The 26,417-nt window shown below is 69.6% G+C and carries 27 protein-coding genes, 2 tRNA genes and 2 pseudogenes; 10 read left to right on the top strand and 21 right to left on the bottom strand.

What is annotated here, in order from left to right:
* Nucleotides 1-21: 21 nt before the first annotated feature.
* From IEZ19_RS16165 to IEZ19_RS16125, 9 genes are all read right to left on the bottom strand, one after another.
* Complete coding sequence (locus IEZ19_RS16165) at nucleotides 22-1,077, bottom strand: UDP-N-acetylmuramate dehydrogenase (RefSeq protein WP_189311895.1); 1,056 nt, start codon at nucleotides 1,075-1,077, stop codon at nucleotides 22-24.
* Nucleotides 1,078-1,298: 221 nt separating this feature from the next.
* Nucleotides 1,299-2,753 (bottom strand): DHA2 family efflux MFS transporter permease subunit, encoded by a 1,455-nt coding sequence (locus tag IEZ19_RS16160; protein WP_189311894.1) that lies wholly within the window; start codon nucleotides 2,751-2,753, stop codon nucleotides 1,299-1,301.
* Nucleotides 2,754-2,848: 95 nt separating this feature from the next.
* The gene (locus tag IEZ19_RS16155) at nucleotides 2,849-3,418 is read right to left on the bottom strand and encodes a TetR/AcrR family transcriptional regulator (RefSeq protein ID WP_189311893.1); all 570 of its coding nucleotides are present in this window, start codon (nucleotides 3,416-3,418) and stop codon (nucleotides 2,849-2,851) included.
* Between the two features lie 253 nt (nucleotides 3,419-3,671).
* The gene (locus tag IEZ19_RS16150) at nucleotides 3,672-4,286 is read right to left on the bottom strand and encodes a dihydrofolate reductase family protein (RefSeq protein ID WP_189311892.1); all 615 of its coding nucleotides are present in this window, start codon (nucleotides 4,284-4,286) and stop codon (nucleotides 3,672-3,674) included.
* 290 nt (nucleotides 4,287-4,576) lie between these two features.
* On the bottom strand, nucleotides 4,577-5,005 hold the full coding sequence (locus tag IEZ19_RS16145) for a MaoC family dehydratase (RefSeq protein WP_189311891.1): 429 nt from the start codon (nucleotides 5,003-5,005) through the stop codon (nucleotides 4,577-4,579).
* A 7-nt stretch (nucleotides 5,006-5,012) separates the two neighbouring features.
* Nucleotides 5,013-5,465, bottom strand: a complete 453-nt coding sequence (locus IEZ19_RS16140; RefSeq protein WP_189311890.1) for a MaoC family dehydratase N-terminal domain-containing protein — start codon at nucleotides 5,463-5,465, stop codon at nucleotides 5,013-5,015.
* 117 nt (nucleotides 5,466-5,582) lie between these two features.
* Nucleotides 5,583-5,747 carry a 50S ribosomal protein L33 gene (rpmG, locus tag IEZ19_RS16135; protein WP_189311889.1) on the bottom strand — a complete coding sequence of 55 codons (165 nt, stop codon included), beginning with the start codon at nucleotides 5,745-5,747 and terminating at the stop codon, nucleotides 5,583-5,585.
* 90 nt (nucleotides 5,748-5,837) lie between these two features.
* Nucleotides 5,838-5,910, bottom strand: a tRNA-Met gene (locus IEZ19_RS16130).
* 45 nt (nucleotides 5,911-5,955) lie between these two features.
* Nucleotides 5,956-6,028, bottom strand: a tRNA-Thr gene (locus tag IEZ19_RS16125).
* 283 nt (nucleotides 6,029-6,311) lie between these two features.
* Between IEZ19_RS16125 and IEZ19_RS16120 the strand changes: the two genes are divergently transcribed.
* Both IEZ19_RS16120 and IEZ19_RS16115 read left to right on the top strand, forming a co-directional pair.
* On the top strand, nucleotides 6,312-7,580 hold the full coding sequence (locus IEZ19_RS16120) for an amidohydrolase family protein (RefSeq protein WP_189311888.1): 1,269 nt from the start codon (nucleotides 6,312-6,314) through the stop codon (nucleotides 7,578-7,580).
* 537 nt (nucleotides 7,581-8,117) lie between these two features.
* Complete coding sequence (locus tag IEZ19_RS16115) at nucleotides 8,118-8,774, top strand: SDR family oxidoreductase (protein ID WP_189311887.1); 657 nt, start codon at nucleotides 8,118-8,120, stop codon at nucleotides 8,772-8,774.
* 16 nt (nucleotides 8,775-8,790) lie between these two features.
* Here IEZ19_RS16115 and IEZ19_RS50710 read toward each other — a convergent pair whose 3' ends face one another.
* From IEZ19_RS50710 to IEZ19_RS16100, 4 genes are all read right to left on the bottom strand, one after another.
* Nucleotides 8,791-9,003 carry a hypothetical protein gene (locus tag IEZ19_RS50710; protein ID WP_229840372.1) on the bottom strand — a complete coding sequence of 71 codons (213 nt, stop codon included), beginning with the start codon at nucleotides 9,001-9,003 and terminating at the stop codon, nucleotides 8,791-8,793.
* A 450-nt stretch (nucleotides 9,004-9,453) separates the two neighbouring features.
* Entirely contained in the window at nucleotides 9,454-9,645 is a 192-nt protein-coding gene (locus tag IEZ19_RS53070) for a hypothetical protein (RefSeq protein ID WP_189311886.1), read from the bottom strand.
* Nucleotides 9,646-9,782: 137 nt separating this feature from the next.
* Complete coding sequence (locus IEZ19_RS16105) at nucleotides 9,783-10,541, bottom strand: DUF2182 domain-containing protein (RefSeq protein ID WP_189311885.1); 759 nt, start codon at nucleotides 10,539-10,541, stop codon at nucleotides 9,783-9,785.
* Nucleotides 10,538-11,152 carry a DUF1326 domain-containing protein gene (locus IEZ19_RS16100; RefSeq protein WP_189311884.1) on the bottom strand — a complete coding sequence of 205 codons (615 nt, stop codon included), beginning with the start codon at nucleotides 11,150-11,152 and terminating at the stop codon, nucleotides 10,538-10,540. The genes IEZ19_RS16105 and IEZ19_RS16100 overlap by 4 nt, the downstream gene beginning before the upstream one ends.
* Before the next feature lie 437 nt (nucleotides 11,153-11,589).
* Here IEZ19_RS16100 and IEZ19_RS50700 point away from each other — a divergent pair.
* Nucleotides 11,590-11,895 (top strand): annotated as a pseudogene (locus tag IEZ19_RS50700) (ATP-binding protein); the annotation flags it as partial.
* Between the two features lie 460 nt (nucleotides 11,896-12,355).
* On the opposite strand, the gene IEZ19_RS16095 reads toward IEZ19_RS50700, so the two are convergent.
* The 3 genes from IEZ19_RS16095 to IEZ19_RS16085 all read right to left on the bottom strand — a co-directional run bounded on the left by IEZ19_RS16095 (nucleotide 12,356) and on the right by IEZ19_RS16085 (nucleotide 14,253).
* Nucleotides 12,356-12,946, bottom strand: a complete 591-nt coding sequence (locus IEZ19_RS16095; RefSeq protein ID WP_189311883.1) for a PASTA domain-containing protein — start codon at nucleotides 12,944-12,946, stop codon at nucleotides 12,356-12,358.
* Nucleotides 12,943-13,452 carry a SigE family RNA polymerase sigma factor gene (locus IEZ19_RS16090; protein WP_229840371.1) on the bottom strand — a complete coding sequence of 170 codons (510 nt, stop codon included), beginning with the start codon at nucleotides 13,450-13,452 and terminating at the stop codon, nucleotides 12,943-12,945. Before IEZ19_RS16090 ends, IEZ19_RS16095 begins: the two co-directional genes overlap by 4 nt.
* Before the next feature lie 561 nt (nucleotides 13,453-14,013).
* Nucleotides 14,014-14,253, bottom strand: coding sequence for a hypothetical protein (locus IEZ19_RS16085; RefSeq protein ID WP_189311881.1), 240 nt, complete (start codon nucleotides 14,251-14,253; stop codon nucleotides 14,014-14,016).
* Nucleotides 14,254-14,381: 128 nt separating this feature from the next.
* On the opposite strand from IEZ19_RS16085, the gene IEZ19_RS16080 reads away from it, so the two are divergent.
* Together IEZ19_RS16080 and IEZ19_RS16075 are read left to right on the top strand one after the other, a co-directional pair.
* The gene (locus IEZ19_RS16080) at nucleotides 14,382-15,785 is read left to right on the top strand and encodes a PA domain-containing protein (RefSeq protein ID WP_189311880.1); all 1,404 of its coding nucleotides are present in this window, start codon (nucleotides 14,382-14,384) and stop codon (nucleotides 15,783-15,785) included.
* A gap of 176 nt (nucleotides 15,786-15,961) precedes the next feature.
* On the top strand, nucleotides 15,962-17,323 hold the full coding sequence (locus IEZ19_RS16075; RefSeq protein WP_229840369.1) for a Tn3 family transposase: 1,362 nt from the start codon (nucleotides 15,962-15,964) through the stop codon (nucleotides 17,321-17,323).
* A gap of 1 nt (nucleotide 17,324) precedes the next feature.
* On the opposite strand, the gene IEZ19_RS16070 is transcribed toward IEZ19_RS16075, so the two are convergent.
* Nucleotides 17,325-18,530, bottom strand: coding sequence for a serine/threonine-protein kinase (locus IEZ19_RS16070; protein ID WP_189311879.1), 1,206 nt, complete (start codon nucleotides 18,528-18,530; stop codon nucleotides 17,325-17,327).
* A gap of 196 nt (nucleotides 18,531-18,726) precedes the next feature.
* On the opposite strand from IEZ19_RS16070, the gene IEZ19_RS16065 reads away from it, so the two are divergent.
* Both IEZ19_RS16065 and IEZ19_RS16060 read left to right on the top strand, forming a co-directional pair.
* Nucleotides 18,727-19,599 (top strand): recombinase family protein, encoded by an 873-nt coding sequence (locus IEZ19_RS16065; RefSeq protein WP_229840368.1) that lies wholly within the window; start codon nucleotides 18,727-18,729, stop codon nucleotides 19,597-19,599.
* Between the two features lie 28 nt (nucleotides 19,600-19,627).
* On the top strand, nucleotides 19,628-20,602 hold the full coding sequence (locus tag IEZ19_RS16060) for an MFS transporter (RefSeq protein WP_229840366.1): 975 nt from the start codon (nucleotides 19,628-19,630) through the stop codon (nucleotides 20,600-20,602).
* A 25-nt stretch (nucleotides 20,603-20,627) separates the two neighbouring features.
* On the opposite strand, the gene IEZ19_RS16055 is transcribed toward IEZ19_RS16060, so the two are convergent.
* From IEZ19_RS16055 to IEZ19_RS16045, 3 genes are read right to left on the bottom strand one after another with little or no spacing between them, the layout of a single operon-like run.
* A complete protein-coding gene (locus IEZ19_RS16055; RefSeq protein ID WP_189311878.1) occupies nucleotides 20,628-21,488 on the bottom strand; it encodes a phosphatase PAP2 family protein in 861 nt (286 codons plus the stop codon).
* Nucleotides 21,485-22,303 carry a VTC domain-containing protein gene (locus IEZ19_RS16050; protein ID WP_189311877.1) on the bottom strand — a complete coding sequence of 273 codons (819 nt, stop codon included), beginning with the start codon at nucleotides 22,301-22,303 and terminating at the stop codon, nucleotides 21,485-21,487. The genes IEZ19_RS16055 and IEZ19_RS16050 overlap by 4 nt, the downstream gene beginning before the upstream one ends.
* Nucleotides 22,303-22,953 (bottom strand): DUF4956 domain-containing protein, encoded by a 651-nt coding sequence (locus IEZ19_RS16045; RefSeq protein WP_229840364.1) that lies wholly within the window; start codon nucleotides 22,951-22,953, stop codon nucleotides 22,303-22,305. The genes IEZ19_RS16050 and IEZ19_RS16045 overlap by 1 nt, the downstream gene beginning before the upstream one ends.
* Nucleotides 22,954-23,104: 151 nt before the next feature.
* Between IEZ19_RS16045 and IEZ19_RS16040 the strand changes: the two genes are divergently transcribed.
* The 3 genes from IEZ19_RS16040 to IEZ19_RS16030 all read left to right on the top strand — a co-directional run bounded on the left by IEZ19_RS16040 (nucleotide 23,105) and on the right by IEZ19_RS16030 (nucleotide 26,151).
* A complete protein-coding gene (locus tag IEZ19_RS16040) occupies nucleotides 23,105-23,776 on the top strand; it encodes a response regulator transcription factor (protein WP_189311876.1) in 672 nt (223 codons plus the stop codon).
* Nucleotides 23,773-25,146, top strand: coding sequence for a sensor histidine kinase (locus tag IEZ19_RS16035; RefSeq protein WP_189311875.1), 1,374 nt, complete (start codon nucleotides 23,773-23,775; stop codon nucleotides 25,144-25,146). The genes IEZ19_RS16040 and IEZ19_RS16035 overlap by 4 nt, the downstream gene beginning before the upstream one ends.
* Before the next feature lie 363 nt (nucleotides 25,147-25,509).
* Nucleotides 25,510-26,151 carry an HAD family hydrolase gene (locus IEZ19_RS16030; RefSeq protein WP_189311874.1) on the top strand — a complete coding sequence of 214 codons (642 nt, stop codon included), beginning with the start codon at nucleotides 25,510-25,512 and terminating at the stop codon, nucleotides 26,149-26,151.
* A 104-nt stretch (nucleotides 26,152-26,255) separates the two neighbouring features.
* Here the strand turns inward: IEZ19_RS16030 and IEZ19_RS16025 are convergent.
* A pseudogene (locus IEZ19_RS16025) lies at nucleotides 26,256-26,417 on the bottom strand (IS5 family transposase); the annotation flags it as partial.

Here is a 26,417-nt window from a genome sequence, read left to right as displayed (position 1 = left end):
CGTATGCGGAAGCCGGGCCTCCTAGAGGCTGACGCCAACCGTCACGGGCTCGTTGACCAGGGTGATCCCGAAGGCCTCACGGACACCGGCGACGACCTCGCGGGCCAGCGCGAGCAGGTCCTCGGTCGTGGCCCGGCCGCGGTTGGTGAGGGCGAGGGTGTGCTTGGTGGAGATACGGGCGGGACCGGCGCCGTACCCCTTGGTGAAGCCCGCCTTGTCGATCAGCCAGGCCGCCGAGGTCTTGGTGTGCCCGTCGCCCGCGGGATAGGCGGGCGGTTCCACCCCGTCGCCCAGGCGCTCGCGCACGCGCGCGTGGAAGGCGGCGAACTCCTCGTGCGTGAGGATCGGGTTGGTGAAGAACGACCCGGCCGACCAGGTGTCGTGGTCCTCGGGGTCCAGCACCATGCCCTTCCCGCCCCGCAGCTTCAGGACGGCCTCACGGGCGGCGGCGAGCGGCACCCGGTCGCCCGGCTCGACGCCCAGCGCGCGGGCGGCCTCGGCGTACTTCACCGGCGCCGACAGCCCGCCCGCGTCCTCCAGCTCGAAGCGGACGCGCAGGACGACGTAGCGCTGCGGGTCGGCCTTGAAGCGGCTGTGGCGGTACGAGAACGCGCACTCGGCGTTCGTCAGCATGACGGTGTCGCGCGCGGTGCGGTCGTAGGCGACGACCTCGGTGATGGTGGCGGAGACCTCCTGGCCGTAGGCCCCGACGTTCTGGATCGGTGTCGCGCCCGCGGAGCCCGGGATGCCGGCGAGGCACTCGATGCCCGCGAGTCCGGCCTCCACCGTGCGCGCGACGATGTCGGTCCACACCTCGCCGGCGGCCAGCTCGAGCCGGGTGCCGTCCAGCTCGAACCCGCGCGTGGCGATGCGCAGGGCTGTGCCGTCGAAGCCCTTGTCCCCGATGACGAGGTTCGATCCGCCGCCGATGACCAGCAGCGGCGTACCGCTGTCGTCGGCCTCGCGGACGGCGGCGATCACCTCGGCGTCGGTGGCGGCGGTGACCAGCCGGGTCGCGGGACCGCCCAGCCGGAAGGTGGTCAGCGGGGCGAGGGGAGCGTCGTGGAGTTCCAGCACGCGCCCAAGACTACGAGACACCACGGACACCGCCGGCGGGGCGGCGCGGGTCCTGTGGAAACACGGGCCCGGCAGCGGTGGGGCCGCGGGCCCCCTCATGTGCACGCGTGCGTGCGGCTGCCGCGGGGCCCCGGCGGAGACACGGCCCACGCGCGCGTACGGCCCCGCCGGGAGAGCGGGGCCGTACGCGCGCGTGCCATTGCTCGAGGAGCCGGTGGTGCTCAGTGAGCGGCGGCCTCCAGAACCGGTTCCTGCTCGACCGAGCCCGACGCCACCAGCGTGGCGGCCCGGCGCCGGGTCGAGATCGCCAGGGTCGCGAGCGCGCCGAGGGCGACCACCGCGGCGCCGGTGACGAGCGCGGGCCGCAGGCCGTCGACGAAGGACTGCGCGGACTCGTACCCGCCCTGTGCCGAGAAGATCGACGCCATGACCGCGATGCCGAGCGCGCCGCCGACCTCGCGCAGGGCGTTGTTGGCGCCGGAGGCGATGCCCTGCTCCGTCGGGCGGACGCTGGACATCACCAGGTTGGCCGCCGGGGCGAAGTACAGGGCCATGCCGATGCCGCTGCCGATCAGGCCGGGCAGCTGGGCGGCGTAGGAGACGTCGGCCGTGGCGACGGAGGCCAGGTAGGCGAGTCCGGCGGCCTGCAGGAACAGGCCGGCGGCGACGACCGGGCGGCCGCCGATGCGGTCGGAGAGGATCCCCGCGATCGGCGCGACGAGCATCGGCATGCCGGTCCACGGCAGCATCCTGAGACCCGCCTCGGTGGGCGAGTAGCCGAGCACGCCCTGCATGTACTGGCTGAGCAGGAAGATCGAGCCGAACATCCCGAGGTACATCAGCAGGCTGGCCGCGTTGATCCCGGAGAAGGCGCGGGAGCGGAAGAGGCGCATGGGGAGCATGGGGTTCTTGGCGCGGGTGCTGTAGAGGACGAAGCCGACGAGCAGGGATCCGCCCGCGATCAGCCCGGTCAGCACGAGGGAGCCGGTCCAGCCGTCGGCCGGTCCGCGCACCAGGCCGTAGACGATGCCGAAGAGGCCGCCGCTGGCGAGGAGGGTGCCGGGGACGTCGAGCGGCGCGCCGGTGCCGTACGACTCGGCGAGGCGAAGACGGGCCAGGGGCAGCACGGCCAGGCCGAGCGGGACGTTCAGCCAGAAGATCCAGTGCCAGGAGACGTGCTCGGTGAGGCTGCCGCCGATGAGGGGCCCGGAGGCGACCGCGAGGCCGTTGACGGCGCCCCAGATGCCGTACGCCATCCCGCGCTTGGCGACCGGCACGGCGGCCGTCAGGAGGGTGAGCGTCAGTGGCATCATCACCGCCGCGCCGACGCCCTGGACCGCGCGGGCGGCGATCAGGGAGTCGATGCCGGGTGCCATGGCCGCTGCGGCCGAGGCGCCGGTGAAGACGGTGAGACCGGCGAGGAAGAGCCGGCGGCGGCCGAAGCGGTCGCCGAGGGCGGCACCGAACATCAGCAGGACGGCAAAGGTGAGCGTGTAGGCGCTCACGGTCCATTCGAGGTCGTCCAGCGCTCCGCCGAGGTCCTCGCGGATGGACGGCAGTGCGGTGGTGACGACGAGGTTGTCGAGAGCCGCCATGAATCCGGCGACGCCGGTGATGACGAGGGCCCAGACGGCTCCCCCGCGGCGTTCTGTGGTCGGTGCGGTTTCCTGTGACATCGCTCCCCCAGAGCGTGATGCACGAGCAGTGATTAGTTATCGATTACTAACTTCTGCGGGCACAGAAAGGCGGCAGGCAGCCTCCCCGTGACCCCCTACTTCTCCAGCCGCCCCGTGACGCGGGCGGACGGATACATGCCCTGCCAGACCTGGTGCCCCGGCGGGAACCCCATGGCCGCGAGGGTGTTGACGAGCATGCCGTACGCCAGGAAGGTCGTCGTCTCGTTCACGTCCGCCCCCAGCGGCAGATGCACGGTCTCCCAGAGCTTCATCCAGCCGGCCCGTACGGCCTCGCCGAACTCGTGGTCGCCTTCCGCCTCTGCGGCCGCGACCGCGATGTACGTCTGCATCTGCATCCGGAGCCGCTCCGGCTCCACCTGGATCAGACTGACGTACGCCTGCGCCATGGCGTGGAGCGCCTCCTCGCCCTCCAGGCCGTCGGCCGCCTCGGCGAAGACACGGCGGACGTCCTCGATGCAGCGCAGCGAAGCCGCTGCGAAGATCGCCTTCTTGCCCGGGAAGAGCCGGAAGAGATACGGCTGCGAGACACCGACCCGCTTGGCGATCACCTCGGTCGAGGTGCCGTAGTAGCCCCTCTGTGCGAACTCGGCGATCGCCGCACTGATGACGCTCTCGCGCCGCTCTTCCGCGCTCATCCTGACCATGCGACTAAGTTAGTACTCAATCACTAACTTGGTCAAGCCCCGGCGGGAGGGGATGTCCGCACCGGGCATTCCCGCACGGAGACGGGCCGCGTGAAGACGGCTCCGACCGGCGTGAATACGGATCTGACCGCTCCTCTCGTGAAGCCTTCCACCGACCGCGTAGCGCCGGTTCCTCGTCTGTGGTCATGACGGGTCGGCGGCCGGGCCCCACCGGGCGGGCCGGCGGGGCCCAACCTTGTCCATGCCTGGTCCGTCACTTCACGAAGCGGTATTTCAGGTGGGTTGCGAGGGGCGTGTCGGCCACCCTGACCGGTTCGAGGGACCGCCGCCCGGCGCCCAGTCCTTCGAAGAGCCGCAGCCCCCCTCCGAGGAGCGCGGGCACCACGTGCAGCTGCAGCTCATCGATGAGCCCCTCCCTGAGGTACTGCTGCACCGTGCTCGCACCGCCCGCGATGTCGACGTTCCTGTTGCCGGCGGCGGCCTTCGCCTGGTCGAGGGCGCTGTGGATGCCGTCGGTGACGAAGGTGAAGCTGGTACCGCCCTCCTTGACAAGGGTCGGCCGGGGGCGGTGGGTGAGTACGAAGACCGGGGCCCGGAACGGCGGGTTGTCGCCCCAGAACTCCTCACCCGTGTCGTACATCATCCGGCCCATGACCACCGCTCCGGTGGCGTCGAACCATTCACGCATCAGCTCGGAGTCGCGGTTTTCCTTCCCGCCGGTCATGCCCTGGCGCTCGCGCCAGCTCGCCAGATCGTGGATCCACTCGAAGAGCGGCTCGGCGCCGTCGCCTCCCGGGTTGTCGATGGCGACGTCGGTGCCGGCGATGTAGCCGTCGAGGGAGATGGCCATGTCCGCGGTCACGGTCACGATGGGTGCTCCTGAGTCCTGGGATGTGCTGCTTTCACTCTCACGTCGATCGAGAACCGGCGCATTCGACATCCTTCTGGCCGCGTCTCCGTGACGGATCGGCTCGACGAGGCAGGCCGACGGCGCATCCGCAGTCACACGCAAGCGCGGCCAGGATCAGATTCGGACAACCCCGTCAGCCCCTGGGGCCGCTCTTGCCCGTACGGGGACCACACAAGTCAGGGGGACCACACACAAGTAAGGGGCGCCCCGCAATGGAGAACGCCCCTTACCGATCCGCCACCTGCCGCTCAGGCCAGCCGAACGACCGCCCGGGACATGCCCAGCACCTTCTTGTCGTCGCTCGTGGCGGTGATGTCCACGCGGACCGTGTTGTCTTCGAGCTTGGCCGCGACCTTGGCGGCGACCTCGATCAGGGCACCCTTGTCGTCGTTCGGGACGACGACCGGCTTGGTGAAGCGGACGCCGTACTCGACCACCACGCCGGGGTCGCCGGCCCAGTCGGTGACCACCCGGATCGCCTCGGCCATGGTGAACATGCCGTGCGCGATGACGTCCGGCAGGCCCACCTCCTTGGCGAACTTCTCGTTCCAGTGGATCGGGTTGAAATCCCCGGAGGCGCCCGCGTAGCGCACCAGCGTCGCGCGGGTCACCGGGAAGGTCTGCGCCGGGAGTTCGGTGCCGACCTCGACATCGTCGTACGCGATCTTCGCCGTCATCGCTGCCTCACGCCTCCTCGGCCGCACGGGCCACCAGCTTGGTCCAGGCGGTCACCACGTGCTCGCCCGCCTCGTCGCGGACCTCGCCACGGATGTCCAGGACGTCGTTTCCCGCAAGGGACTTGATCGACTCGATGGTCGAGACGACCGTGAGCCGGTCGCCGGCGCGGACCGGACGGGCGTACACGAACCGCTGGTCGCCGTGGACAACGCGGCTGTAGTCGAGACCGAGTTGCGGGTCCTCGACGACCTGTCCCGCGGCCCGGAAGGTGATCGAGAACACGAAGGTCGGCGGGGCGATCACATCGGGGTGGCCGAGCGCCTTTGCGGCCTCCGTGTCGGTGTACACCGGGTTGGTGTCCCCCACCGCCTCGGCGAACTCACGGATCTTCTCCCGGCCCACCTCGTAGGGCTCGGTGGGCGGATAGGTCCGCCCGACGAAGGACTGGTCGAGCGCCATGGCCCGGTACCTCCTGAATTTGCTGTGAATGCCCACAACTTAGCTGGAACCAGCGGGTGAAACGCCGCGAGGCCGCCCCCGGATTGCAGGGGGCGGCCTCGCGGTACGAGCCTGTTGTTATCGCGTCTCGCGGTGCACCGTGTGCCTGTTGTCACGCGGGCAGTACTTCGTCAGTTCGAGACGGTCCGGGTTGTTACGCCGGTTCTTCTTCGTGATGTAGTTCCGCTCCTTGCACTCCACGCAGGCCAGCGTGATCTTCGGGCGGACGTCGGTGGCAGCCACGTGAGTGCTCCTAAGACGAACGGATAGACTTGTTCAACGCAAGAAAGAGTAGCCGATCGAAGGACCGACCCCACAATCGGCTACTGTCAGTAGCGGTGACCGGACTTGAACCGGTGACACAGCGATTATGAGCCGCTTGCTCTACCGACTGAGCTACACCGCTTTGATGAGATCGGTCCCGCCTCGCGGCGGGTACCTCTCACACCAGAGCCCCAAAACGGAATCGAACCGTTGACCTTCTCCTTACCATGGAGACGCTCTGCCGACTGAGCTATTGGGGCGAGCGATGAAGACATTACACGCTCGGCCGCCGTTCACCCAAATCCGTTTCGCACCGCCCGTCCGGGCTCGTTCCGCGCCCGTCCCCGGCAGCCCCGCGGGCCCCTCCCGCACGCCTCACCACCGGGCGGGACCACGCCGGTACGACTATTGCGCTCCTCCGCGACGCACGTGTCCGGCCACCCTAGGCTCGACTCACTCTGCGTGATCTTGCGTCCCCGTGCACGGTCCCCGAGCCCTCCCTCCCCCCCGCGGCCCGCCGGACCCCCGATCCCCTGGAGCGCGATGCCCGACAGCCAGCCGCAGCCGCCCCCTCCGTCGTCGAACCCCCCGGGTTCCTCGGGGCAGTCGGACGCGGCCGCCCTCCTGCTGTGCGGGGCCCGGCTGACCGACGGACGGATCGTGGACGTACGGCTCGCTGGCGCGCGCATCGAGGCGGTCGGCACCGCCGGCAGCCTGGCACCGGGCCCGTCCCGTTGCGGCGGCACACGCGTGGACCTCACCGGCTATCTGCTCCTGCCTGCCCCGGCCGAACCGCACGCCCACGCCGACACCGCCCTCTCCGCCGCGAGCGAGGGACCGGTCTCGTACGACCCCGAGGACGTCCAGCGCCGCGCGACGGAGGCCGCCCTGCTGCAACTCGGGCACGGCACCACCGCACTGCGCGCGCACGTGCGCGTGGGCGACGTCCAGGGGCTGAGCGCGCTGTCCGCCGTACTGCGGGCACGGCGGTCGCTGCGCGAGCTCGCCGAGCTGACGACGGTGGCGATGCCGCGGGTGCTGACCGGCGTTGCCGGGGCCGACGGCCTCGCGATGCTGCGGGACGCGGTGAAGATGGGCGCCTCGGTGGTGGGTGGCTGTCCCGACCTGGACCCGGATCCCACGGGCTATGTGGAGGCGGTCCTGGAGGTGGCCTCCGAGCACGGGTGTCCCGTCGACCTGCACACGGACGCCACCGATCCGGCCCGGCTGTCCCGGCTCGCCGCGATGGCGGGCGGCCTGCGCCCCGGCGTGACCCTCGGCCCGTGCGCCGGCCTGGCCCGCCTCCGTACGGACGCGGCTTCACGCGTCGCCGACCAGCTCGCGGCGGCCGGCGTGACGGTGGTGTGCCTGCCCCAGGGCGGCTGCGGGTGCGCGGACCGGCGGGGCACGGCTCCGGTACGGCTGCTGCGGGCGGCCGGCGTCCGCGTCGCGGCTGGAAGCGGTGCGCTGCGGGACGTCTCCAACCCGGTCGGCCGCGGCGACCCTCTCGAGGCCGCCTACCTGCTGGCCTCCCGCCACGGCCTGCGCCCCGAGGACGCGTACGGCGCGGTGAGCACGGCGGCCCGAGCGGCGCTGGGCCTCCCCGAAGTACGCGTGGAGGCCGGCTTCCCCGCCGAACTCCTCGCCGTACGCGGCGACCACCTGGCGGGCGCGCTGTCCCTCGCGTACAGCCGGGTCGTGGTCCACCGGGGGCGGATCGTGGCCCGGACGAGCGCGGTACGGGAGTACTGCAAATCGGCAGCGACGGCGGAGCTGGGGTTGCCGCGGCAGGGACGTAAGGAGTTGTCCTAGGGGGTGTGAGGGGGTCGGGCGCGGGCGGGAGACAGGGGGGAGGCGGGTGCGGAGCGGCGCGCGAGGGGGCGTCTTCCTGGGGCTTGCGAGCCGTGGAGTACATGCCGTGGCGTGTGCGCTGTGGAGTGCGCTGTGCACCGTGGGTGTGCAGCCTCGGCTGGTGCGCCGTGGGGTGCGCGCCGCGTGGTGTGGTTGGCGGCGTGCGCGCCACGCACCGAGTGCGCGTCTCGTGGTGCGGTGAGGGGCGCGTGCGCCCCGGTAGGCGCGCCTGACTCGTGCGCCGGGGGGGTCGCACGCCGGGCGCGTGCATGTGGTGCGCACGCGGGGCGAAGTGCGCGCGGAGGGTGGTGCGCGCTGGGCGTGCGCGCTTGCGCCTGCCGTGCGCGCCCGCGGAGTCACGAAAGCCGCTCCCGGAGCGTACGCCTGGGGCGCGCAACCGCGTTCGAGCGCCGCTGAAACACCACTCCCTGGTCGAACCTCCGCGGCCACTCCCAAGCCGTACGGCGACGGCGGTCCTTCGGGCGTACGGTCGGAGACATGCGCATTGTCATCGCTGGTGGTCATGGTCAGATCGCGCTGCGGCTGGAGCGGCTGCTCTCCGCGCGCGGGGACGAGGTCGCGGGGATCATCCGCAAGGCCGAACAGGGCGACGATCTACGGGAGGCCGGTGCCGAACCGGTCCTGCTCGACCTTGAGTCGGCCTCGGTGGAGGAGGTGGCGGCGTATCTGCAGGGCGCGGACGCGGCGGTGTTCGCGGCGGGCGCCGGCCCGGGCAGTGGCGCGGCCCGCAAGGACACCGTGGACAAGGGCGCGGCGGTGCTGTTCGCGGACGCGGCCGTACGCGCCGGCGTACGCCGTTTCGTGGTCGTCTCCTCGATGGGCGCGGATCCCGCGCACAAGGGAGACGACGTCTTCGACGTGTACCTGCGTGCCAAGGGCGAGGCCGACGCGTACGTCAGCGGCCTGGACGCCCTGGACTGGACGATCCTGCGCCCCGGCTCCCTGACGAACGACCCCGGCACCGGCCTCGTACGCCTGGAAGCCCACACGGGTCGTGGCTCGGTCCCGCGCGAGGACGTGGCCGCCGTGCTCACGGAACTGGTGGACAGCTCGGCGACGACCGGTCTGACGCTGGAGCTGATCGGCGGTTCGACGCCGGTGTCGGTGGCGGTGAAGTCGGTGGCGGGGAACTGAGGTTGGTCACCGACCGTTAGAAGAGAGGCAGCTGTCCGGGGAATTCCGGCACGGCGTACCCGTCCAACGACGGCTGGACTGCCCCGAGTTGCGCCTGCCTTCGCGAACCGGAGCAAGACACGAGTTCCCCGCTCTCCCGCGCCCCGGGCGGATCGTGCCGCGCGAACCGCCCCGCGACGACGGCGATCTCACGACGACACACAGGACAGGTTCTACGGCGGGACGACATGGGGTCAGTGTGCCCCGGAGCGTATGAGGACGTGCCGAGCCCTGCGCGCCTGGATGCCTGGGCCGCGGCAGTGGACCCCGCTCCCTCCGAGAACACGAAAAGACCCCCTCCAGTCTGCGTCTCCGCAGATGAAAGGGGGTCTTCCCCAATGTGGCGGCGCCAGGACCCGAACCTGGGAAGGCTGAGCGGGCAGACGCGCGAGTCGTCCGGCCTGAGCCGGGCCTTCTCCAGGGACCTCCAGCAGGGCGTCGCGCCACCAATGAACGATCGCCATTATCGCTCCCTCTTCATTTACCCAAAGGCGGGAGGGCAATTCATGAGGGATTTTTTGCTCTTTCCCACAGCCTTCTTACTGAATTGTCAGGTGACTTGAAACGATGTGGACACGCCCCTCGTGCCACTCTCGATCTACACCAGCGGCGCGCCCTGTCCCATGTGCATGAGCGCTATCTACTGGGCGCGAATCGACGCCGTCCACTTCAGCTGTGGCTGGAAAGCCACCGAGGAGATCAGGTTCAGCGACGACTTCCAGTACGAGGACTTCCAGCGGCCTCCGGACCAACGGAGCATCAGCATCAGCAGATGTTCCCCGAGCTGGGCGCCGAGGCCTACCAGGCGTGGCAGGACAAGCCGAACCACCATCCCTGCTGACGGTCGATCAGGGCGGTCGTCGCATCGCCGCTGACCACGCTCGCCGTGTTCACGGTTGCCAGGATCTCCGCCGCCGATCCCAGGACTCCCGCGCCCGCCCGTGATCCACTGGCGGAGACGGCCTGTTGTCACATACCGGCCATACCCGCACCGGTGAGGCCCGGAGCCAGCGCCGGGACCCAGAAGACGGCGACGGCCAGGGCGATCGAGGCGATCCCCACGACACGGGCCACCAGACGGCCGACCGGAGCGAGCTTCTCAGTGGTGATCACAAAGGCCAGGACCACCATGGCCCACAGGTTCATCACACCGAACGCCGCCAGCAGCACCATCAGCGACCAGCAGCAGCCCAGGCAGAAGGCCCCGTGGTGGGCTCCGGCACGCAGATCGCGCGAGGGCCCCGGATACGAGGCGTAGCGCAGCATCAGCCCGATCGGCGAGCGGCACCTCGCCAGGCAGCGGTCCTTTACGGGCGTGAGTTGGTAGACGCCGCTGACCGCGAACACAGCCGCGGCCACTGCGGTCCCCGCCGCGGCGGGGAGGCTCGCCGCCCGGTCCAGGCCAACGGCCAGCGCGTACCCCGGCAGCCCGGCCGCAGCCCAGACGAGCAGGTAGGCGACGGTGAAGACGACCATGCGCGATGCCCGATGCGCGGTGATGGTGCGCGCGTACAGCGCGGCGACGAGCGACGTGGCGGGCAGCATCATCGCAGCCATCATCAGCGTCCACACGGCCAGGAAAGCGGGCAGGCCCAAGCCCATGGTGCCGGGCATCGCCTGCATGCCGCCCCAGCGCGTTACCACCCAGACCCAGGCGGCAGCTGCCGCGACCAGCAGCAACCCGGCGGGGCCCGCCTTCCCGCGGACGGCGGCCGGCCCACCGGTCACGCGGACCACGTGAACGGCGCCGAGTGTCCGTTGCCGCCGGTGAAGTCCCAGGATCGGCCGTACACGCCGTCGCCCGTGGCCCGGGTGGACCGGGCGATCGTCAGCGTGCTGTTCGCCGGGTGGAACATGCCGGTCAGGCCCATGACCGGACCGTCCTCGCCGAACTGCGGGGCGACCTGGTCCTCGATTTCGATGTCGATGGCGTCGCCCACCCGCACGGCGTGGCGGCGGCCGTCGTCGCGGTAGTCGATGGGGGCGCGCTCCACGCCGAGGACCTCGCCGATGAGCGGAGTGAGCGCCGCCATCGGCCCGCCGGCCTGGCCGGAGAAGACCTTGCCCAGCGCGTCCGCCTGGCCGTCGTCGGCCGAAGCGTCGATGTACAGCGCCACCTGCCAGCCGCCCTCGGCCATCACCCGGGGCGCGTCGATGAAGACGGCGACGCTGCGGTCGGAGACGTCCGCGCCGTCCACGTTCCCGCTGTCCACGTGGAAGGCGAAGGTCACCTGGCAGCGCTCGTGGTCGGCCGGTGCGGTGAGGCCCGAGGTGGTGCAGGGGCACACCACGTCACAGTTGCAGCTCTCCAGGTACGTGCCGTTGAGATTCCAGGGCATGGCTTTATCTCCCTGTTTCGCGTCCCGCGCGGCGAAGGGAATTCCAGGCTATTCCTGACACCTCCGTCGCGCAGATCCGCCGGGGCGCAGCTCACCGTCCTGGTGGAGGGTCACTTTCATCCGCGACCACGCCTGCCGGGCACGGTGGCCCCGCCTGAGCCTGCGATTCTCCGTCTTCCGGCCTTGGTTGGGAGGACGCCTGCGGGACCAGAGCACGGCCTCGTTGTCAGTGCCCTGATCTACGGTGTCGCTCATGGCCCCTTCCGAGATCACGCGCGCGGGGATCCTGAGGGCTGAGCCGGCAGATGTGCATCGGGCTCCGTTCGCTCTCCGTTACCAGCGGGTTCCCTTGAACTTGACGCTGTCAGGGGACGCCTGGAGGAACAGCGTCTGCGTCCCTAGCGCGTTGCCACGCCTCAGTCGTCAACAAGGTGCGGGCGCTCCCCGACGACCTTCGCTCCAGCGAGGGCGAGCCCATCGCGGTCAAGGCACTGCGTGACCTGGGGGTGCCCGCGCTGCGAGGCGCCATCAAGGAGATGGGCGAGGCAGGCGCCTCCACTCTCGGCCCGATCCGCATCGCCGAATGCGGCGTGGAAGTCGACGTGGACCTGTCTTCGGGGTCACCACGAACGAGGTACAGAAGCGGCGCCGCGAGCTGGCGGAGAACCTGACCCGGCATGAGGCACGAGGTGTTCATCACGATCCCCGAGGCCGCACGCAAGCTCCGCCTGTGGATCACCGATTGGGAGCATCGAACAGGGAGAGCCAACGAGAGACCCCCTCTGACCAGACAAATAACCTGGTCAGAGGGGGTCTCCCTCAACGTGGCGGCGCCAGGATTCGAACCTGGGAAGGCTGAGCCGGCAGATTTACAGACCGCGCGCGTAATACGCCGTGACTAGCGCTTACGTGTGGACACCACTGCTTTCGCCCCGCCCTTGCCCCACAGGGCTCTCTGGAGGGTATGACGGCTTGATCGATCAGTCCCCGCCTCAGCGGCTTTCACGCGCGCGCGGGGATCCTCCAAGCAATTGCGGAGTACGACCGGGTCGGGCATGAGACGTTCCTCGCTAGGTACGGCGAGGCCCTCGAGCCACCGGCCGAGCCACCCACGTGCGCATCGATCCCGGTGCGCGGCCCCGGGCTCGCCCGCGACTCCGCTCCGCCCGGCAGTGCTACCGGGCGGAGCGGAGGTGTCTCAGGTCAGCGGGAGCAGAGAGTGAGGTCGATCGCGACACCCCGATGCACGGCCGTCGGGCTGTGCGGGCTCACGCCGACCACCGTTCCCGGGGTGCAGCCCTTGCGGGCCGCATTGGCGACCGTGCCCGGCTTGAACCCCTCCTTCAGGATCCGCTGCTCGGCCGCCGACCGGCTCAGGCCGGAGAAGTCGATGGGGATCTTCACCCCCTTCTCGGCGACCAGCACGGTGGTCGCGTCATGGCCCGTGGGCGCGTGGCCGATGGTGGGCTTGGGGGCGACGCTGGTCGTGGCGGGCCTGGGCACGACGCGGATCGTGGCGGGCTTGGACGCGACGCCCGTCGCGGCGGGCCGTGCGGTGTGCGTCGTGCTGCCGCTCATCGCCGCGAGTGCGCTGCCGCCCCCCGCCGTGACCAGAGCCACGGCTACGGCGGCGATGACTGTGGTCCGCCTGCGGCGCGACCGGCGGACCATACTGGGCGCGTCGAAGTCCGGCGTTTCGGTGGAGTTCGCGAAGGCGTTCATGGCGTTCACCAGTTCCTCTTCGAAGGATGTGCGACCGGCGCCGTCGAAGGGTCGTGAGTCGTGGGAAGTCATCGGACTCCTTCCGTGGGCTGCCGTGATGAGGGGCTGGAGAGCGCGGGGATCTGGCTTCTGAGCTTGTCGATGCCACGGGCGAGCTGCGAGCGCACGGTGCTCGGCGAGATGTCGAGGTCGGCCGCGATCTCGGCGTCGGAGAGGTCGTGGAAGTAGCGCAGCACCACCACCGTCCGCATTCTCATGGGCAGTTGCTGCAAGGCGCGCACCAACTGGTCGCGGCTGTCGACCTGTCCGTACTCGTCCCCCGGGGCGACCCGGTCGCCACGGTCGGGAACGGTCCTGCGGAACCTGCGCCAGCGGTCGTTGGCAAGGTTCACCATGATCCGCCGTACGTAGGCGTCCGGAGCGTCCGCCACGGCGATCCTCCGCCACTTGCGGCAAGCCCGCTCCAGCGTCTCCTGGACCAGGTCCTCGGCTGCCTCCCGGTTCCCGGTCAGCACCAGTGCCCCACGGAACAAGGCGCCGGCCCGAGCGGCGACAAAGCCTTCGAAGTCCGTCTCCACACGCTCTCCTCCCTTCCTGTCACCCGTCCTCGACGTGCACACGCCCACGCCTGCTGCACGGCCGGGATGAGACATGGGTCACAGTGACCCCGAGACCGGCGCCGTTCGACTGCGCCTCGGCCGGCAGCGTTCGTTCGGCTGATCGGCGCGACTCCTGAGCGCAGCGTCCCGGTGGGCGGGAAACATCGCCGTCCGCAGTGGTGCCCTGTTGGATATGAGCGGATACCGCATCAAGCACGACGGCGAAGTACAGGTTCCCGTCGACGTCAAGTGGCGGACCCAGGCACTGCGCGCCATGGACACACACCATGCCCCTTGCACTGGGCACACACCACGAGACGCGGCAAACCGCCGCGCCTCGTGATCGTTGTCGAGGCAGCCCCCGTCTCGGTCATCCCGGGACGACTGAACTCGGGAGCAGGTTTACAGTCCCCCCAAAATCACGCAGCAATGTAGGCGCTGACCTGGTGAAACTGCTGTATTCACCTAGAGACGGCTCGCGATCGTCCACACGTCGTCCACGGTGGGCGGAAAGGGCACCGACCGACCGAGCGCGGTCGGTCAGCGGCGCCGTACGGCGCCGTCGGCGAACCAACGGACCAGAGACACGGCGAGGTCGACGGCCATGCGTGCCTCGGCCGGGGTCTCTTCGCGGGTGGTCTGGAGGTTGCCGTGGCGGCTGGTCTGCCCGGTCCACAGCAGGGACATCATCGCCTCGACGGTCGCCGCTCCCTCAGTGCCAGTCTTGCCCGCGAGCGTGACGTCCCACTGCCTCGGGTGCTGCCGCAGTTCGCGCAGCATCGTGCCCAGCGTGGCCTTCGTGTTATTCGGCTCCAGGGTGCGGCGGACTCGACCGCCTTGACCGCCTCGCTGTAGGCGCGTACCGGGTCTTGGTGCAGCGCGTACGCCGCGGCGTACGCGTGCTGTAGATGAGTGCTGGAGGAGCCCCGGTCGGGCTGTTCGCCAGCGCGCTTGGCGGCGTCGAGCAGCGCGGTCGTTGTCGGGTCGACCCGGTGGACGAGGGCGCGGCCGTCCGGGCGGATGGTGTAGGCGGACCGGCTGTCGTCGAGCAGCCGCTGCAGCGGCTTGCGGTGCTCGAAGAAGGAGATGCTCGCGAAGCTGAGGGCTACAGCCTCCAGAACGCGGCCGCCGCCGGCGCCGGTGCGGTCGTCATCTACAGCGACGTACCGGGCGAGTGGGGGACCAAGGTCGACGCGAGGACGGAGACCGCGATCCCGGCGCTGACGCTGTCCGGTGAGCAGGGCGCGAAGCTGGCGGCACTCGCCGCGCAGGGCAACGTCAAGCTGCAGTTCCAGGGCAAGGCGATGCCGGCGTACAGCTACGAGGTAATGAAGACCGAACAGGGCATCTCGGCCGACCAGCAGTACCGGACCGACCCGAGCGAGCTGGCGACGGTCAACGACAGGTTCTACGCCTCGACGCCGGCCACCGAGGGTGGCTTCGCACGGGTCATGAGGTCGGACAAGCAGGCGTTCGTCTACCCGACGATCGTCCGGACGACGATGCCGCGGACGCTGACGGAGTACGTCACGGCCGGCGTGCAGACCTATGAGCTTGTCGCCGGTGCCCCGCTCTGGCAGCCGGGCAATGGGGCCGTCCAGACCTCTGCGGAGCGGCTGCAGGCTGGCCAGGTGTACTCCATGGACTGGAACAAGGGCGTGTACAGGTCGGCCATCGTCGCGGGCAACGCGCACGGCACCCGCAGGCTGGGCGAGCTCGGCACCGTCGACATCGCCCCGCTGCTGGCCGAGGAGCCTCGCCAGCAGTCCAACTTTGTCAGCCTCTTGGAGACGAAGAAGCTCACGGTGTACCGGGACGGTCAGCTGGTCGGGACGGCGCCCTCGCTGTCGGTGGACTTCCCGATGGTTCCGGAGCCGGCGACGTACACGCTGGTCGGCGAGGTGGTCAGGGACCAGCCGTGGTGGACGACCTCGACGAAGGTCCAGAGCGCCTGGACGTTCCGCTCCGAGCACGCGGACAACGGTGCACTGGGGGTCATGTCGATCGACTACGACCTGGACCTGGCACTCGACAACAGCGTTCGGAAGGGGAGCACCAGTACGCTCGGCCTCGGCTTCCGGTACCCGAAGGGGCTGGCCGCGCCGAACCTGAAGGACGTCAAGGTGTCGGCGTCGTACGACGACGGCGCGACCTGGACGCAGGCCCAGGTACGCCTGACCGGTGACGCCGGAGCCACCGCCGTCCTGCTGAACCCGAAGACCGCCGGGTTCGTGACGCTGAAGGTGCAGGCCACGGACGTCGACGGGACCGCCGTCGAGCAGACCGTGACCCGCGCGTACCAGGTCCGCTGACTCGTAGCGTGGCCCCGCCTCGAGCAAGGGGTGGGGCCACGCTCACGGGGCGATCAGGCCGGAGCGGGCTGCGTACCAGGCCAGCTGCATCCGGCTGTCGGTGCCGGACAGCTCCATCAGCCGTTTGATCCGGCGCTGCACCGTCCGTTCGCTGGTCCCGAGCCGCGCCGCGGACCGTGCCGAAGCTGGAGCCGCTGGCCGAGGCCACCGGTCTGGCGGCCCTCAAGGAGGAGGTCGCACGCCGCTGGGGTGTCCTGGACCTCCTGGACGTGCTGAAGAACGCCGACTTTCTCACCGGCTTCACCGAGGAGTTCTCCTCGGTGGCCGCGTACGAGCGCATCGAGCGTGACGTTCTCCAGCGCCGCCTGCTACTGGCCCTCTTCGCTCTGGGCACGAACATGGGCATCCGGGCGATCGTGGCGACCGGCGAGCACGGCGAGAGCGAGGCCGCGCTGCGGCACGTCCGCCGGCACTTCATCACCGTCGACAACCTTCGGGCCGCCGTCACCAGGCTGGTGAACGCCACCTTCGCCGCCCGCGACACCGCATGGTGGGGTCACGGCACCGCGTGCGCGTCGGACTCGAAGAAGTTCGGGTCCTGGTCCTCGAACTTCATGACCGAGTACCACGCCCGGTACGGCGGCAACGGCGTGATGATCTACTGGCACGTCGAGCGGAAGAACGTCTGCATCTACTCCCAGCTCAAGAGTTGTTCGTCGTCCGAGGTCGCGGCGATGATCGAGGGCCTGTTGCGGCACTGTACGGACGCCGAGATCGAGTCGAACTACGTCGATACGCACGGCGCCTCGGTGGTCGGGTTCGCGTTCACCGAACTGCTCAACTTCCGCCTCCTGCCGCGGTTGAAGAACATCGGCAGCATCCGCCTGTACCGCCCGGACGACACCCCGCCTGGCTGGCCGTCGCTCGGCGCCTCGCTGACGCGGCCGATCCGTTGGGAGCTGATCGAGCAGCAGTACGACCAGATGGTGAAGTACGCGACCGCGCTCCGGCTCGGAACGGCGGAGGCGGAGCAGGTGCTGCGGCGCTTCACCCGGGGTGGCCCCAAGCACCCCACCTACCAGGCCCTCGAAGAACTCGGCCGCGCCGTGCGTACGATCTTCGCGTGCGACTACCTCGCCAGCCCCGATCTACGCCGCGAGATCCACGGCGGGCTCCAGGTCGTGGAGAACTGGAACAGCGCGAACACCGTGCTCCACTACGGCAAGGACGGCGCCCTGACCGGCCCGGACAAGGAGCACGCCGAGACGTCGATGCTCGCCCTGCACCTGCTTCAGTCCGCACTCGTGCACGTCAACACGCTTCTGGTTCAGCACGTCCTGGCCGAACCAGCGTGGGCGAAGAAGCTCAACCACGAGGACCGGCGCGGCCTGACCGCGCTGTTCTGGTCGAACGTCAACCCGTACGGCACCTTCCGCCTCGACATGGACAAGCGCCTCAACTTCGCCCCGGCATCCGTCGTACCCCGCCCCCGAGCGGACACCGCCGATCAGCCTCCCGCAGCAAGAGAGACGCTTTGACCTATTCGCTCCGCAACCGAATGCGACGGGTCTTGAAGTCGCGGTAGCAGTACGCCGTGACGCTCAGGAAGATCGTTATGCAGTACAGCGGCAGGTTGTGGGCGAGCGAGGGTCCCGGACCCAGGGTTACGCCCAGGATGAAGCCCACAGCATTGCAGGACGCAAACAGGTAGCCGACCGTACGCGTCACATTCTCAGAACGCGGTGTCAGCACTGCCGTAAGCACGAGCAGACCCACCTCAAGGAAACGCACAAGCCAGATGGCAAGGGCCCAATCCTCGCCTTCTCCAGCCAAGTCGATGCGCCAGAGGTCAGAAGACAGGCTCAGAAGCACGAACACGATCACCGGAGGGCCGAACCGCTCCCACTGTGCGCGGTGCCCAGGGCTCTCCGCGTTCGGCCGCGGCATGGTGGGCTCTCCGGGCACTGGGTGACCAGGGGGCGATGGCTGGGCCAGTTGCATTCGGCATTCGGCCGCGCTGGGGCGCTCGGCTGGGTCGAGAGCGGTCATGCGGTCGAGCAGCATGCGGAGGTGGGGAGTGAGGGTGTTCCGGTCGGTGGCGGGGAGCTGTGCGGCCGGGCCACGTTTGCCGGTGAGCTTCTCGATCAGGACAAGACCGAGCGCGTACACATCGGAAGCAGCGGTGGCAGGCTCCCCGGCGAGCTGTTCAGGGGCCATATAGGCCAGGGTCCCCGGGGAAGCGGCTGCGGTGACCGTGGTCAGGGCGGCGAAGTCCCGGGCTATGCCGAGGTCCATCAGCACGGCACTCCCATCCGCGCCGATCATGACGTTCGCAGGCTTGATATCCCGGTGCACGATCCCCTTCTCGTGCATGTGCGCGAGTGCGTCGGCAAGGCTCGCCCCCGTCCGTACGATCGATTCCATGGAGGTGCTCTGCTGCCAGGTTGTACCGTCCAGGAGCTCCATCACTAGGTACGGGATCTGATGGCCACTATCGGCGACGACGGTTCCGGCATCGTGAACGGTGACGATCCCGCGGTGACGTAGCCTGGCGAGTTTGCGGGCTTCAGCCGTGAAACGGGCGACCGCCTGCGGATCATCAGCGATGGCGATAGCGAACTTGACCGCTACCTCACGTTCAAGAGTTTGGTCCGTCGCCTTCCAGACCTGCCCGAAGCCTCCCGCACCCAGCAGGTGCTGCAACTGGTAGCGGTCTTGGATAGTCATGTCTGCGCGCACAGTCACCCCGGAACTCTCCATGTCCTGTTGTGTTCTCAGATCATGTCGGCTTTGGCAGCCCCGGACGGCCCCTTTCGCTGTTTCATAGGTGGTCGCTCATGAAACACCCAGCCGGGTCGTCGGCCACCTGCGGCGATCATGTTTCATGAGTTGTTGCAAACGACTGGACATCTGAAACACCCTCATGAAACAGTCCGGGGTCGTGAGCGACGACTTCAAGCGTGTGGAATCGCACGACTGCCCGATGTCCACCTGCGCCGCCCCGGCGGGTTCCCCGTGCCGGACCGGCAAGGGCAAGGTGGCCATCCAGTACCACACCGCCCGCTTCCGCCTGGTGCCCCAACTCGCCAAGGCGTTGAGCGTGCCGACCCCCGCCGTACGTAAGCCGGGCTCGGCATGGACCGAACTGCCCCGGCCCGTGCGCGCCGGCGCCGAGCTGGTCGGACACGTCCGCCTCGGCTATGCCCGCGCCTCGACCGCCCGGCAGTCCCTCGACGCACAACTCGACTCCCTCGCCGAGGCCGGGGTCACCCGGGTCTTCTCGGAGAAGATCTCCACCCGCGCCACCCGGCGTCCCGAGCTGGAGGCCGCTGTGAAGCTGGCCGGGGAGATCCGCTCCTCCGGTGTCGCCGTCACCCTCGTCGTGCACGAGCACAAGCGCCTCGGCCGCGGCATCGAACTCGCCATGCTCGCCGAGGAGCTGAAGGCGAGCGACGTCGGCCTGGAGTTCCTCACCGGAGAGCTGAAGGGCTCGCACGACCCGTCCGGCATCGTCTTCACCGTACTCGCGGCCATGTCCGGCATGGAGCGCGAGTACATCCGCGACCGCACCCTCGAAGGCCACGAGAGCGCGCGGAAGCGCGGCAAGACCATCGGCGGCGCCGGGGTCACCGACGGCGACATGCTTTCCATGGCCCTCCACCTGCGCGACCAGGAGATGAGCCTGCGCGACATCGCCAAGCGGCTCGTCATCACCACCGGCGCGAAGAAGGGGCAACACCCCTCGCCTGCGACCGTGATGCGGATGCTGCGCGAGCACGACGAGCAGGCGGCCGAGACGGCGGTGAACACCTAAAAGCTACCGGCCGGTTACTTGTTCCCCGGTGTCTGGGCTAGGACTCCAGGGCCTGCTCGGCGGACTCGTCGCCTTCGCCGCCGCATCCGGCCTGTACGTCGTCGCGGACAGCCCCGGCTGGCTGTGGGCCGCCCGCCTAGGCCAAGGCGCCGCGGCCTCCGCCTTCTCCCCGTCGGCCTCCGCCCTAGTCGCCCGCCTCAACCCGGCAGCCAAGCACGGCCGGGCCTTTGGCAGCTACGGCTTCTACAAGTCGATCGGCTACACCCTCGGCCCGCTGCTCGGCGGGGTTCTGGTGTGGGCTGGGGGCCTGCGCCTGCTGTTTGCCGTCCTGGCCGTGCTCGGGGCGGCAGTCGCCGTGTGGGCCGCACTCGCCGTCCCGGTCGTACCACCGCTGCCCAAGGCCCGGCAGACGGTACTCGACCTGGCCCGGCGGCTGTCCGACCCGGCGTTCCTCGCCCCGACATCGGCCCTGGCCGCGGCGACCGCCGCCTTGTCGGTCGGGGTGGGATTCCTGCCGGTCTCGGGCCGGGCAGCAGGTCTGGGCACGGTGGCCACCGGTGCCGCCGTGTCGGTGCTGGCCGCCTGCGCGGCGGTGATCCAGCCGCGCGCTGGACGGGCACTGGACGATGGCCGCCTGACGGCCCGGTCCGGCATCGCGGCGGGACTGCTGCTGACCGCCGCCGGGCTGGGGTGCGCGATGCTGCCGGGCCTGACCGGCGTCCTCGTCGGCGCCACCCTGATCGGCGTGGGGACCGGTCTGATCACCCCGCTCGGCTTCGCCGCCCTGGCCGCCGCCACCCAGGCCGAGCGTCTCGGCCAGACCATGGGCGCTGCCGAACTGGGCCGCGAACTCGGCGATGCGGGCGGCCCGTTGCTGGTCGCAGCGGTCGCCGCCCTCACCACCCTGAGCCACGGCTACGCCGTTCTCGGCGTCATCCTTGCGCTCGGCCCGGTACTTACCGTCGTACGGCGCGGTCACCGCAGGGTGAAGCCGGCACAGTAGACGGCGCACAGCACGACGGCGGGTCTCAGCGCCTGCTGACGGCGAGTTCGTAGTCGCCGATCAGGTTACCGAGGAGGGTGCCGGCGGTGAGGTCGCTGGTCACGTGCCCCGCCATGTAGAGGCGGGAGTAGAGGACCTCGGCCTGCATCCACTCGTAGTCTGCGACGCGGTGCGGGGAGAGGGCGCTGAGGTAGGTGACTGCGGCGGCAGAGCGGGTGGCGTGCCGGGAGGGGTAGGAGTACGGGCCCTTGGTACCGGGCTTGATGTGCTTGTCCGGGCGCAAGGTGGGATCCAGGACGTAGGGGGCCGGCTGCTTGTCCTTGGCCGCCACCTGGTCGCAGATCGTTTTGGCCAGCTTCAGTGCCGCCTTGAGTTGTGCCTTCTCAGCCGTGCCCTGCTGGGCGGGGATCAGTTCGCGCTGGTCGTGGAGGTAGAGCTTCCAGATGTCCTTCTTGCCGTGGAGCTCCAGCCAGGTGGCGGCCTTTTTCCCGGCTGCAGTGCGGGACTTGGCGAGTTGCTGGTCCTGATGGAGTTCGGCGGTGCGCTGTGCCGCCGTGGGCGGGGCGGGTACCTGCTGGGCAGCCCAGGCAGCGAATGCCTTGTCGTCGCGGGTGGTGCCGTGCGCCTTCTCCCACTGGGCGAAGAGGGCGTCGGCCTTCTTGCGCTGGGCGTCTGCCTTCTTACCGATCGTGGCGATCTCTGCGTCGGTGAAGAGCGTGGGCGGCGGGTCTTGCTTGATTCTTTCCGTCGCGCCGGGCTTTTTCTTCGCGGAGGTGGGGGTGGCGGCCGTGACCAGCTGCGGTCGCAGCACGCCGACGGCGACGGCCGCAACCGCGAGTACCGCGATCAGGGCGTAGGGCCATTTGATGCCGCGCAGGACGTTCATGCGGCGGGGATCCTTTCGTGGAGCGGTGCCGGGTTCGCCTCGGTGGTGAAGTGGGTGCGGGCGAGGCGGCGTACGTCGTTGTCGGGCAGGCCCGGGGTGAGCAGGGACTGGCCGACGATGTATTTGCTGAGCGAGACCGGCCGGGCGCCCATGCCGAGCAGCCGGCGGTCGGCGGGTGCGAGTTGTGCGCCGCCCTTGGTCTCGATCAGGACATGTCCGGGGTCGAGCGCGGCGGTGCGGTCGTCGCGATGACAGCTGAGGGTTCCGTCGAGGGTGACGCGGCTGCCGTGGTCGAGGTCGGCAAGGGCTGCGCGGACGTAACGGACCTCGGCGGCGGCAGACAGTTCCTTGGCCCTGACGGGGATGCCGGCCCCGTCCAGCACCTCGTCGACGAACTGCTCTGCCCGCGTGGTCAGTTCGCCGTACTGGCTGGCCGGGACCCTCAGGGCGTGCTTGACCGTGGCGCCGCGGCCGTCCTTCGTCTTCACCTCCACCCGGCACAGACCGTCCTCCGCGTACAGGCGGGTGCGGACCTTCCAGCGGCGGCGGCGCCTTTGGACGTGGGCGCGCCAGGCACCCAGCTCCGGGGTGTCGAAGTAGGTGCTGAGGTAGCGCGTCGTACGCCGGCCGCCGAGGTCGAGGACGTGGTGGCTGTCGGTGAGGCAGGCGATGAGGCGGCGAGCACGGTCGAGCGGGACCAGGTACTTGCGGTCGACACGGTGCTGGAGAGCTGCGGCTGCGTCCACCTCGGCGAGCGTTGCGCCGCGCAGCTCTCCCAGCCCCAGCCCGGCCGCGAGGGAGAAGCCAAGGCTCATCACACCACCGCCGGCTCACGCGGCTCGGGGTCCGAAGCGATGGCGGGCTCCTGGGGCTGGGCGGGGTAGCGGGCGGAGACCCGGGTGGTCTCGCGGACATAGTCGACCTCGTCCACGACCACGGACAGCGGTGCCTGACCGAAGCGGAAGGCCACATCCTGGGCGATCGCGGAGGGGTCCGGGTAGATCCGGTCGAGGGTGAGCTTCACCGTCCGGGTCGGCGGCTCGTACGACTTGGGGTCGTCGACCACGAGCACCGCCACCAGGACCACCACGTCCAGCGCGACGACGAGCCAGGTCTGGCGCTGCGGCAGACCCGTGCACAGGGCGATCACCAGGGTGACGAAGGTGTAGGCGACATCCCGGAGGGTGAAGGCCGCGCTGCGCAACCGGACCAGGGAGAGGATTCCGAACAGGCCGAACCCGACCCCGGCGGGGAACTTGCCGGCGCTGATCGTGCTCATCGCGGCAAACAGGCCGATGTTCAGTGCGGCCAGCACCAGCAGCATCGCCGGTGGGCTGGGGCGGCGACGGTAGAACCAACCGACCAGGATTAGCAGAGCGATGACGTCGAGACCGCCGCGGGTTATCAGGTCGGTGACCGCAATGTGGTCGGTGATGCCCTTGGCGGCGAGCATCCATGTGTGCATGGCTGTCCCTTCCGTCACGGCACATCGGACGGCGGACCGGTCGCGGTCCGCGGAGCACCGCGACCGGAAGGACGGTAGGGATGTCACATGAACAGACCATGAAGCTTTCCCGCCGGCTGACCGCAGCCGGCGGACGGCTAGTCTGCCCGGCATGCACTGCCTGGTCATCGATGACGAGACCCGCCTGAGCGATCTGGTCGTCCGCTACCTGACCGAATCGGGACACACCGCCGAGGGCCGCTACGACGGACCCTCCGGGCTCGCTGCCGCTCGTGATCCCCGGCTGGAGGCCGTACTTCTGGACGTGATGCTGCCCGGCATGGACGGCGTGGAGGTGTGCCGGACGCTGCGCGGCGAGGGCATCGACGTGCCCGTGATCCTGCTCACCGCGCGCGGCGCGATCAACGAGCGGGTCGCCGGACTGGATGCCGGTGCCGACGACTACGTGGTCAAGCCGTTCGCCATGGAGGAGCTGCTGGCAAGGTTGCGTGCGATATCCCGGCGCCGCCCCGATCCGGCCGGCCGGCTCCAGGTCGGCGACCTCGTCCTCGACCCCGAGCAGCAGCGCGCCTGGCGCGCGGACAGCGAACTCGAACTGTCCCGACGGGAGTTCGCCGTGCTGCGGGTGCTGATGGAGAACGCGGGATGCGTGGTGTCCCGCCTGCGGCTGCTGGAGGAGGTGTGGGATGGCGAGGCCGACCTGCGCAGCAACGCCATCGACGTGCACGTCTCCAAGGTGCGTGCCAAGGTCGACCGGGCCTTCGGCCGTACGACGATCACCACGCTGCGCGGACGCGGGTATCGGCTGGAGCCCGCCCAGTGAGCCTGCACGGCCGGCTGATGCCGCGGTTTCAGCGGCTGCCCGTGGTCACGCGCCTCGTGCTGGCCGTGGCCATCACCATGTCGCTGGTCCTGGCGGGCGCAGCGGGGCTGGTCTACTGGCGGGTCAGAACCGCGCTGGACCAGCAACTGAACGACGACCTGACCACCTGCCAGCGCAGTCTCGACCGTGCCGTACGCAACCAAGCGCAACTGCCTCCCGGCCCCCGCTGCAGTCTGCAGCAGGTCCTCGACGCGCACGGCCGGGTTCTGAACTCCAGCGACTCCCTCCGCCACCAGGTGCTGCTCACTGCGGCCGAAGTGGACTCCGTCGCACGCGGAGCCACGATCCGGCGTGACGTCGGCTCCCTGCTGCCGATCACCTCCTATCCCTTGCGTCTGCAGGCCACGCGTGTCACGGCCGGCGGCCACAGGCGGATCGTGATCACCGCCGTCCGACGCGGCCACCGCGACGAAGCATTGCGCGAACTCCTCGCCCAGCTGGCTATCGCCTCCGGCCTGACCCTCATCGCCGCCTCCTACGTCGGCTACCGCACCGCCCGCGCCGCCCTGCGTCCCGTCGAGCGTTACCGCAGCGGAGCCGCCACCCTCGCCGACGGCACCCAGCACCTACGCCTGGACGTGCCCGCCGACCGCGACGACGAGATCACCCGCCTCGGCCACACCCTCAACCACATGCTCGATCGCCTGGAAGCGTCTGCCGAACGCGAACGCCGCTTCGTCGCGGACGCCAGCCACGAACTACGCACCCCGCTCACCCTGATGCGCGCCGAACTCGACGTCGCCCTGCACCGCCCCCGCTCGGCGGGGGAACTCACCGAGACCCTGCGCTCCGTGGACGCCGAGGTCCAGCGCCTGATCGACCTCGCCAACGCGCTGCTGGACCTGGAAGAACTCGGCAGCACAGGCCACATCACCCGCGCTCCCGCGCACCTCGCCGACCTCCTCGACGCCGCTGTCGCCCCTCACCTACGCACTGCGGAGCAGACCGGGCGTGCTGTGACCGTCGACACCGACCGTGTGATCGTCGACGTCGACGTCCGGTGGCTGCAACCCGCCATCCGCAATCTTGTCGACAACGCCCTGCGGCACGGACACGGCACAGTTCGCGTAACGGCGACCGTCCACGAGAGCGTGCTGAGCATGTGCGTCACGGACGAGGGCCCCGGCTTCCCGCCGGAGTTCCTGCCGCGGGCGTTCAACCGCTTCGCCCGCGCCGAGCCCAGCCGCACCAGCGACGGATCCGGCCTGGGACTCGCCTTCGTATACGCGGTGGCCACCGCCCACGGCGGCACCGCCCACGCCCACAACGCGACGCAGGGGGCGGCCGTCACCCTCCGCCTGCTCTGCTGATCAGCTGTCGCCTAGCGGTGCACCGGACCGCAGTGGGTCGGCAGCCGAAGGTGGTGGCGGTGGGCGACGCGCAGGCGGTCCTCGACGCGTTCGGGCACCATGGGGCACGTGGCACTGGATGGTGCCGCACTTCATGAAATGAGGCACCACCCCCGCGACGGCTCACGACGACAGCAGCCTTCCCTTCAGCGAGGTCCGATCGTGCCGGTAAGGACTGTTCGTGCTGGTCAGAGCATGATCCGGAGTCGTCGGCGCCTGTATATCCGTACGGCGAAGGTGGGTCGAGTGCGGCCGTGAACGGGCACGTACGGCCATGAATGAGACGGAAACTGACACGGCGCGCCCATCGCGTACCGTCGCTCCGTGTTGGCGCTTTTCGACCTAGACAACACCCTGATAGACCGACGCGGGGGCCTGGAGGACTGGGCACGGGTTTTCGTGCGCTCAAGGCGTCTGCTCCCAGAGGCGGAGTCTCTCATCTGCGAGCGACTCCGGGAGCGGGCCTACCCCTCGGACTTCGTGGACCTGCGGGAAGCATTCGGGCTCAGTGATGATCCGGGCGACCTCTGGCACGGGTACGTCGAAGGTATCGCTCGGTCAGTGCGCTTTCCGGGGGTTCGGGAGAGTCTCGAAGATCTGCGCCGCGGTGGGTGGACACTCGGCATTGCAACGAACGGAGCAGGGGATGTCCAGCGGGCCAAGCTCACTGCGACCGGGCTCGCGTTCCTCTTCGATGGCATCTGCGTCTCGGAGGAGATCGGCTCCCGGAAGCCGGCGTACGAACACTTTGAGGCTGCCGCCGCCCTGTGCGGTGCCCGACTGGACGCTGGAGGGTGGATGGTCGGGGACGGTCCCGAGACGGACGTGCATGGGGGCAGCGTGGCGGGGCTCCGCACGGCTTGGGTGTCCAACGGCCGTACCTGGCTCGATGGCCTCCACCGGCCCGACATCGTGGTGTCGGGCGTCCCAGAGGCCATCGAGGTAATGCGAGCGACGGCAGCCTAGGTGGGATCGCCGTTTGGCATGCCGTGCAGATAGCGCTTCGGGGATTTCCGGAGGAGAGTCCTTAGAGGTCGTTTTCTCCCGATGTTTCATCCTGGAATAGGTGTTTAATCCCGGGGTGTCGGGTCGCGCCAGGAGATGGTGGCTTCGTTGGTCAGGCGGCGGGCCATCAGGTCGGTCATGGCGAGGTGGATCATGGCTTCGGAGCAGGCGGGCAGGGTTTCGTAGTCACGGGCCAGGCGGCGGTGGAACATCAGCCACCCGTAGGT

Source organism: Streptomyces brasiliensis (genome assembly GCF_014647875.1).
Classification (GTDB): domain Bacteria; phylum Actinomycetota; class Actinomycetes; order Streptomycetales; family Streptomycetaceae; genus Streptomyces; species Streptomyces brasiliensis.
Note: the sequence above shows the minus strand (reverse complement) of the source record. Positions and strands in the feature narration are given on the sequence as shown.

What these genes read in the sequence shown, in the direction of transcription:
- IEZ19_RS16160 (WP_189311894.1), bottom strand. Translation starts at nt 2,753, where the DNA reads ATGTCACAGGAAACCGCACCGACCACAGAACGCCGCGGGGGAGCCGTC.
- IEZ19_RS16155 (WP_189311893.1), bottom strand. Translation starts at nt 3,418, where the DNA reads ATGGTCAGGATGAGCGCGGAAGAGCGGCGCGAGAGCGTCATCAGTGCG.
- IEZ19_RS16145 (WP_189311891.1), bottom strand. Translation starts at nt 5,005, where the DNA reads ATGACGGCGAAGATCGCGTACGACGATGTCGAGGTCGGCACCGAACTC.
- IEZ19_RS16140 (WP_189311890.1), bottom strand. Translation starts at nt 5,465, where the DNA reads ATGGCGCTCGACCAGTCCTTCGTCGGGCGGACCTATCCGCCCACCGAG.
- IEZ19_RS16120 (WP_189311888.1), top strand. Translation starts at nt 6,312, where the DNA reads ATGCCCGACAGCCAGCCGCAGCCGCCCCCTCCGTCGTCGAACCCCCCG.
- IEZ19_RS16115 (WP_189311887.1), top strand. Translation starts at nt 8,118, where the DNA reads ATGCGCATTGTCATCGCTGGTGGTCATGGTCAGATCGCGCTGCGGCTG.
- IEZ19_RS50710 (WP_229840372.1), bottom strand. Translation starts at nt 9,003, where the DNA reads ATGTCGTCCCGCCGTAGAACCTGTCCTGTGTGTCGTCGTGAGATCGCC.
- IEZ19_RS53070 (WP_189311886.1), bottom strand. Translation starts at nt 9,645, where the DNA reads ATGGTGGTTCGGCTTGTCCTGCCACGCCTGGTAGGCCTCGGCGCCCAG.
- IEZ19_RS16100 (WP_189311884.1), bottom strand. Translation starts at nt 11,152, where the DNA reads ATGCCCTGGAATCTCAACGGCACGTACCTGGAGAGCTGCAACTGTGAC.
- IEZ19_RS16095 (WP_189311883.1), bottom strand. Translation starts at nt 12,946, where the DNA reads ATGACTTCCCACGACTCACGACCCTTCGACGGCGCCGGTCGCACATCC.
- IEZ19_RS16085 (WP_189311881.1), bottom strand. Translation starts at nt 14,253, where the DNA reads ATGCTGCGCGAACTGCGGCAGCACCCGAGGCAGTGGGACGTCACGCTC.
- IEZ19_RS16080 (WP_189311880.1), top strand. Translation starts at nt 14,382, where the DNA reads ATGAGTGCTGGAGGAGCCCCGGTCGGGCTGTTCGCCAGCGCGCTTGGC.
- IEZ19_RS16055 (WP_189311878.1), bottom strand. Translation starts at nt 21,488, where the DNA reads ATGAACGTCCTGCGCGGCATCAAATGGCCCTACGCCCTGATCGCGGTA.
- IEZ19_RS16050 (WP_189311877.1), bottom strand. Translation starts at nt 22,303, where the DNA reads ATGAGCCTTGGCTTCTCCCTCGCGGCCGGGCTGGGGCTGGGAGAGCTG.
- IEZ19_RS16045 (WP_229840364.1), bottom strand. Translation starts at nt 22,953, where the DNA reads ATGCACACATGGATGCTCGCCGCCAAGGGCATCACCGACCACATTGCG.
- IEZ19_RS16040 (WP_189311876.1), top strand. Translation starts at nt 23,105, where the DNA reads ATGCACTGCCTGGTCATCGATGACGAGACCCGCCTGAGCGATCTGGTC.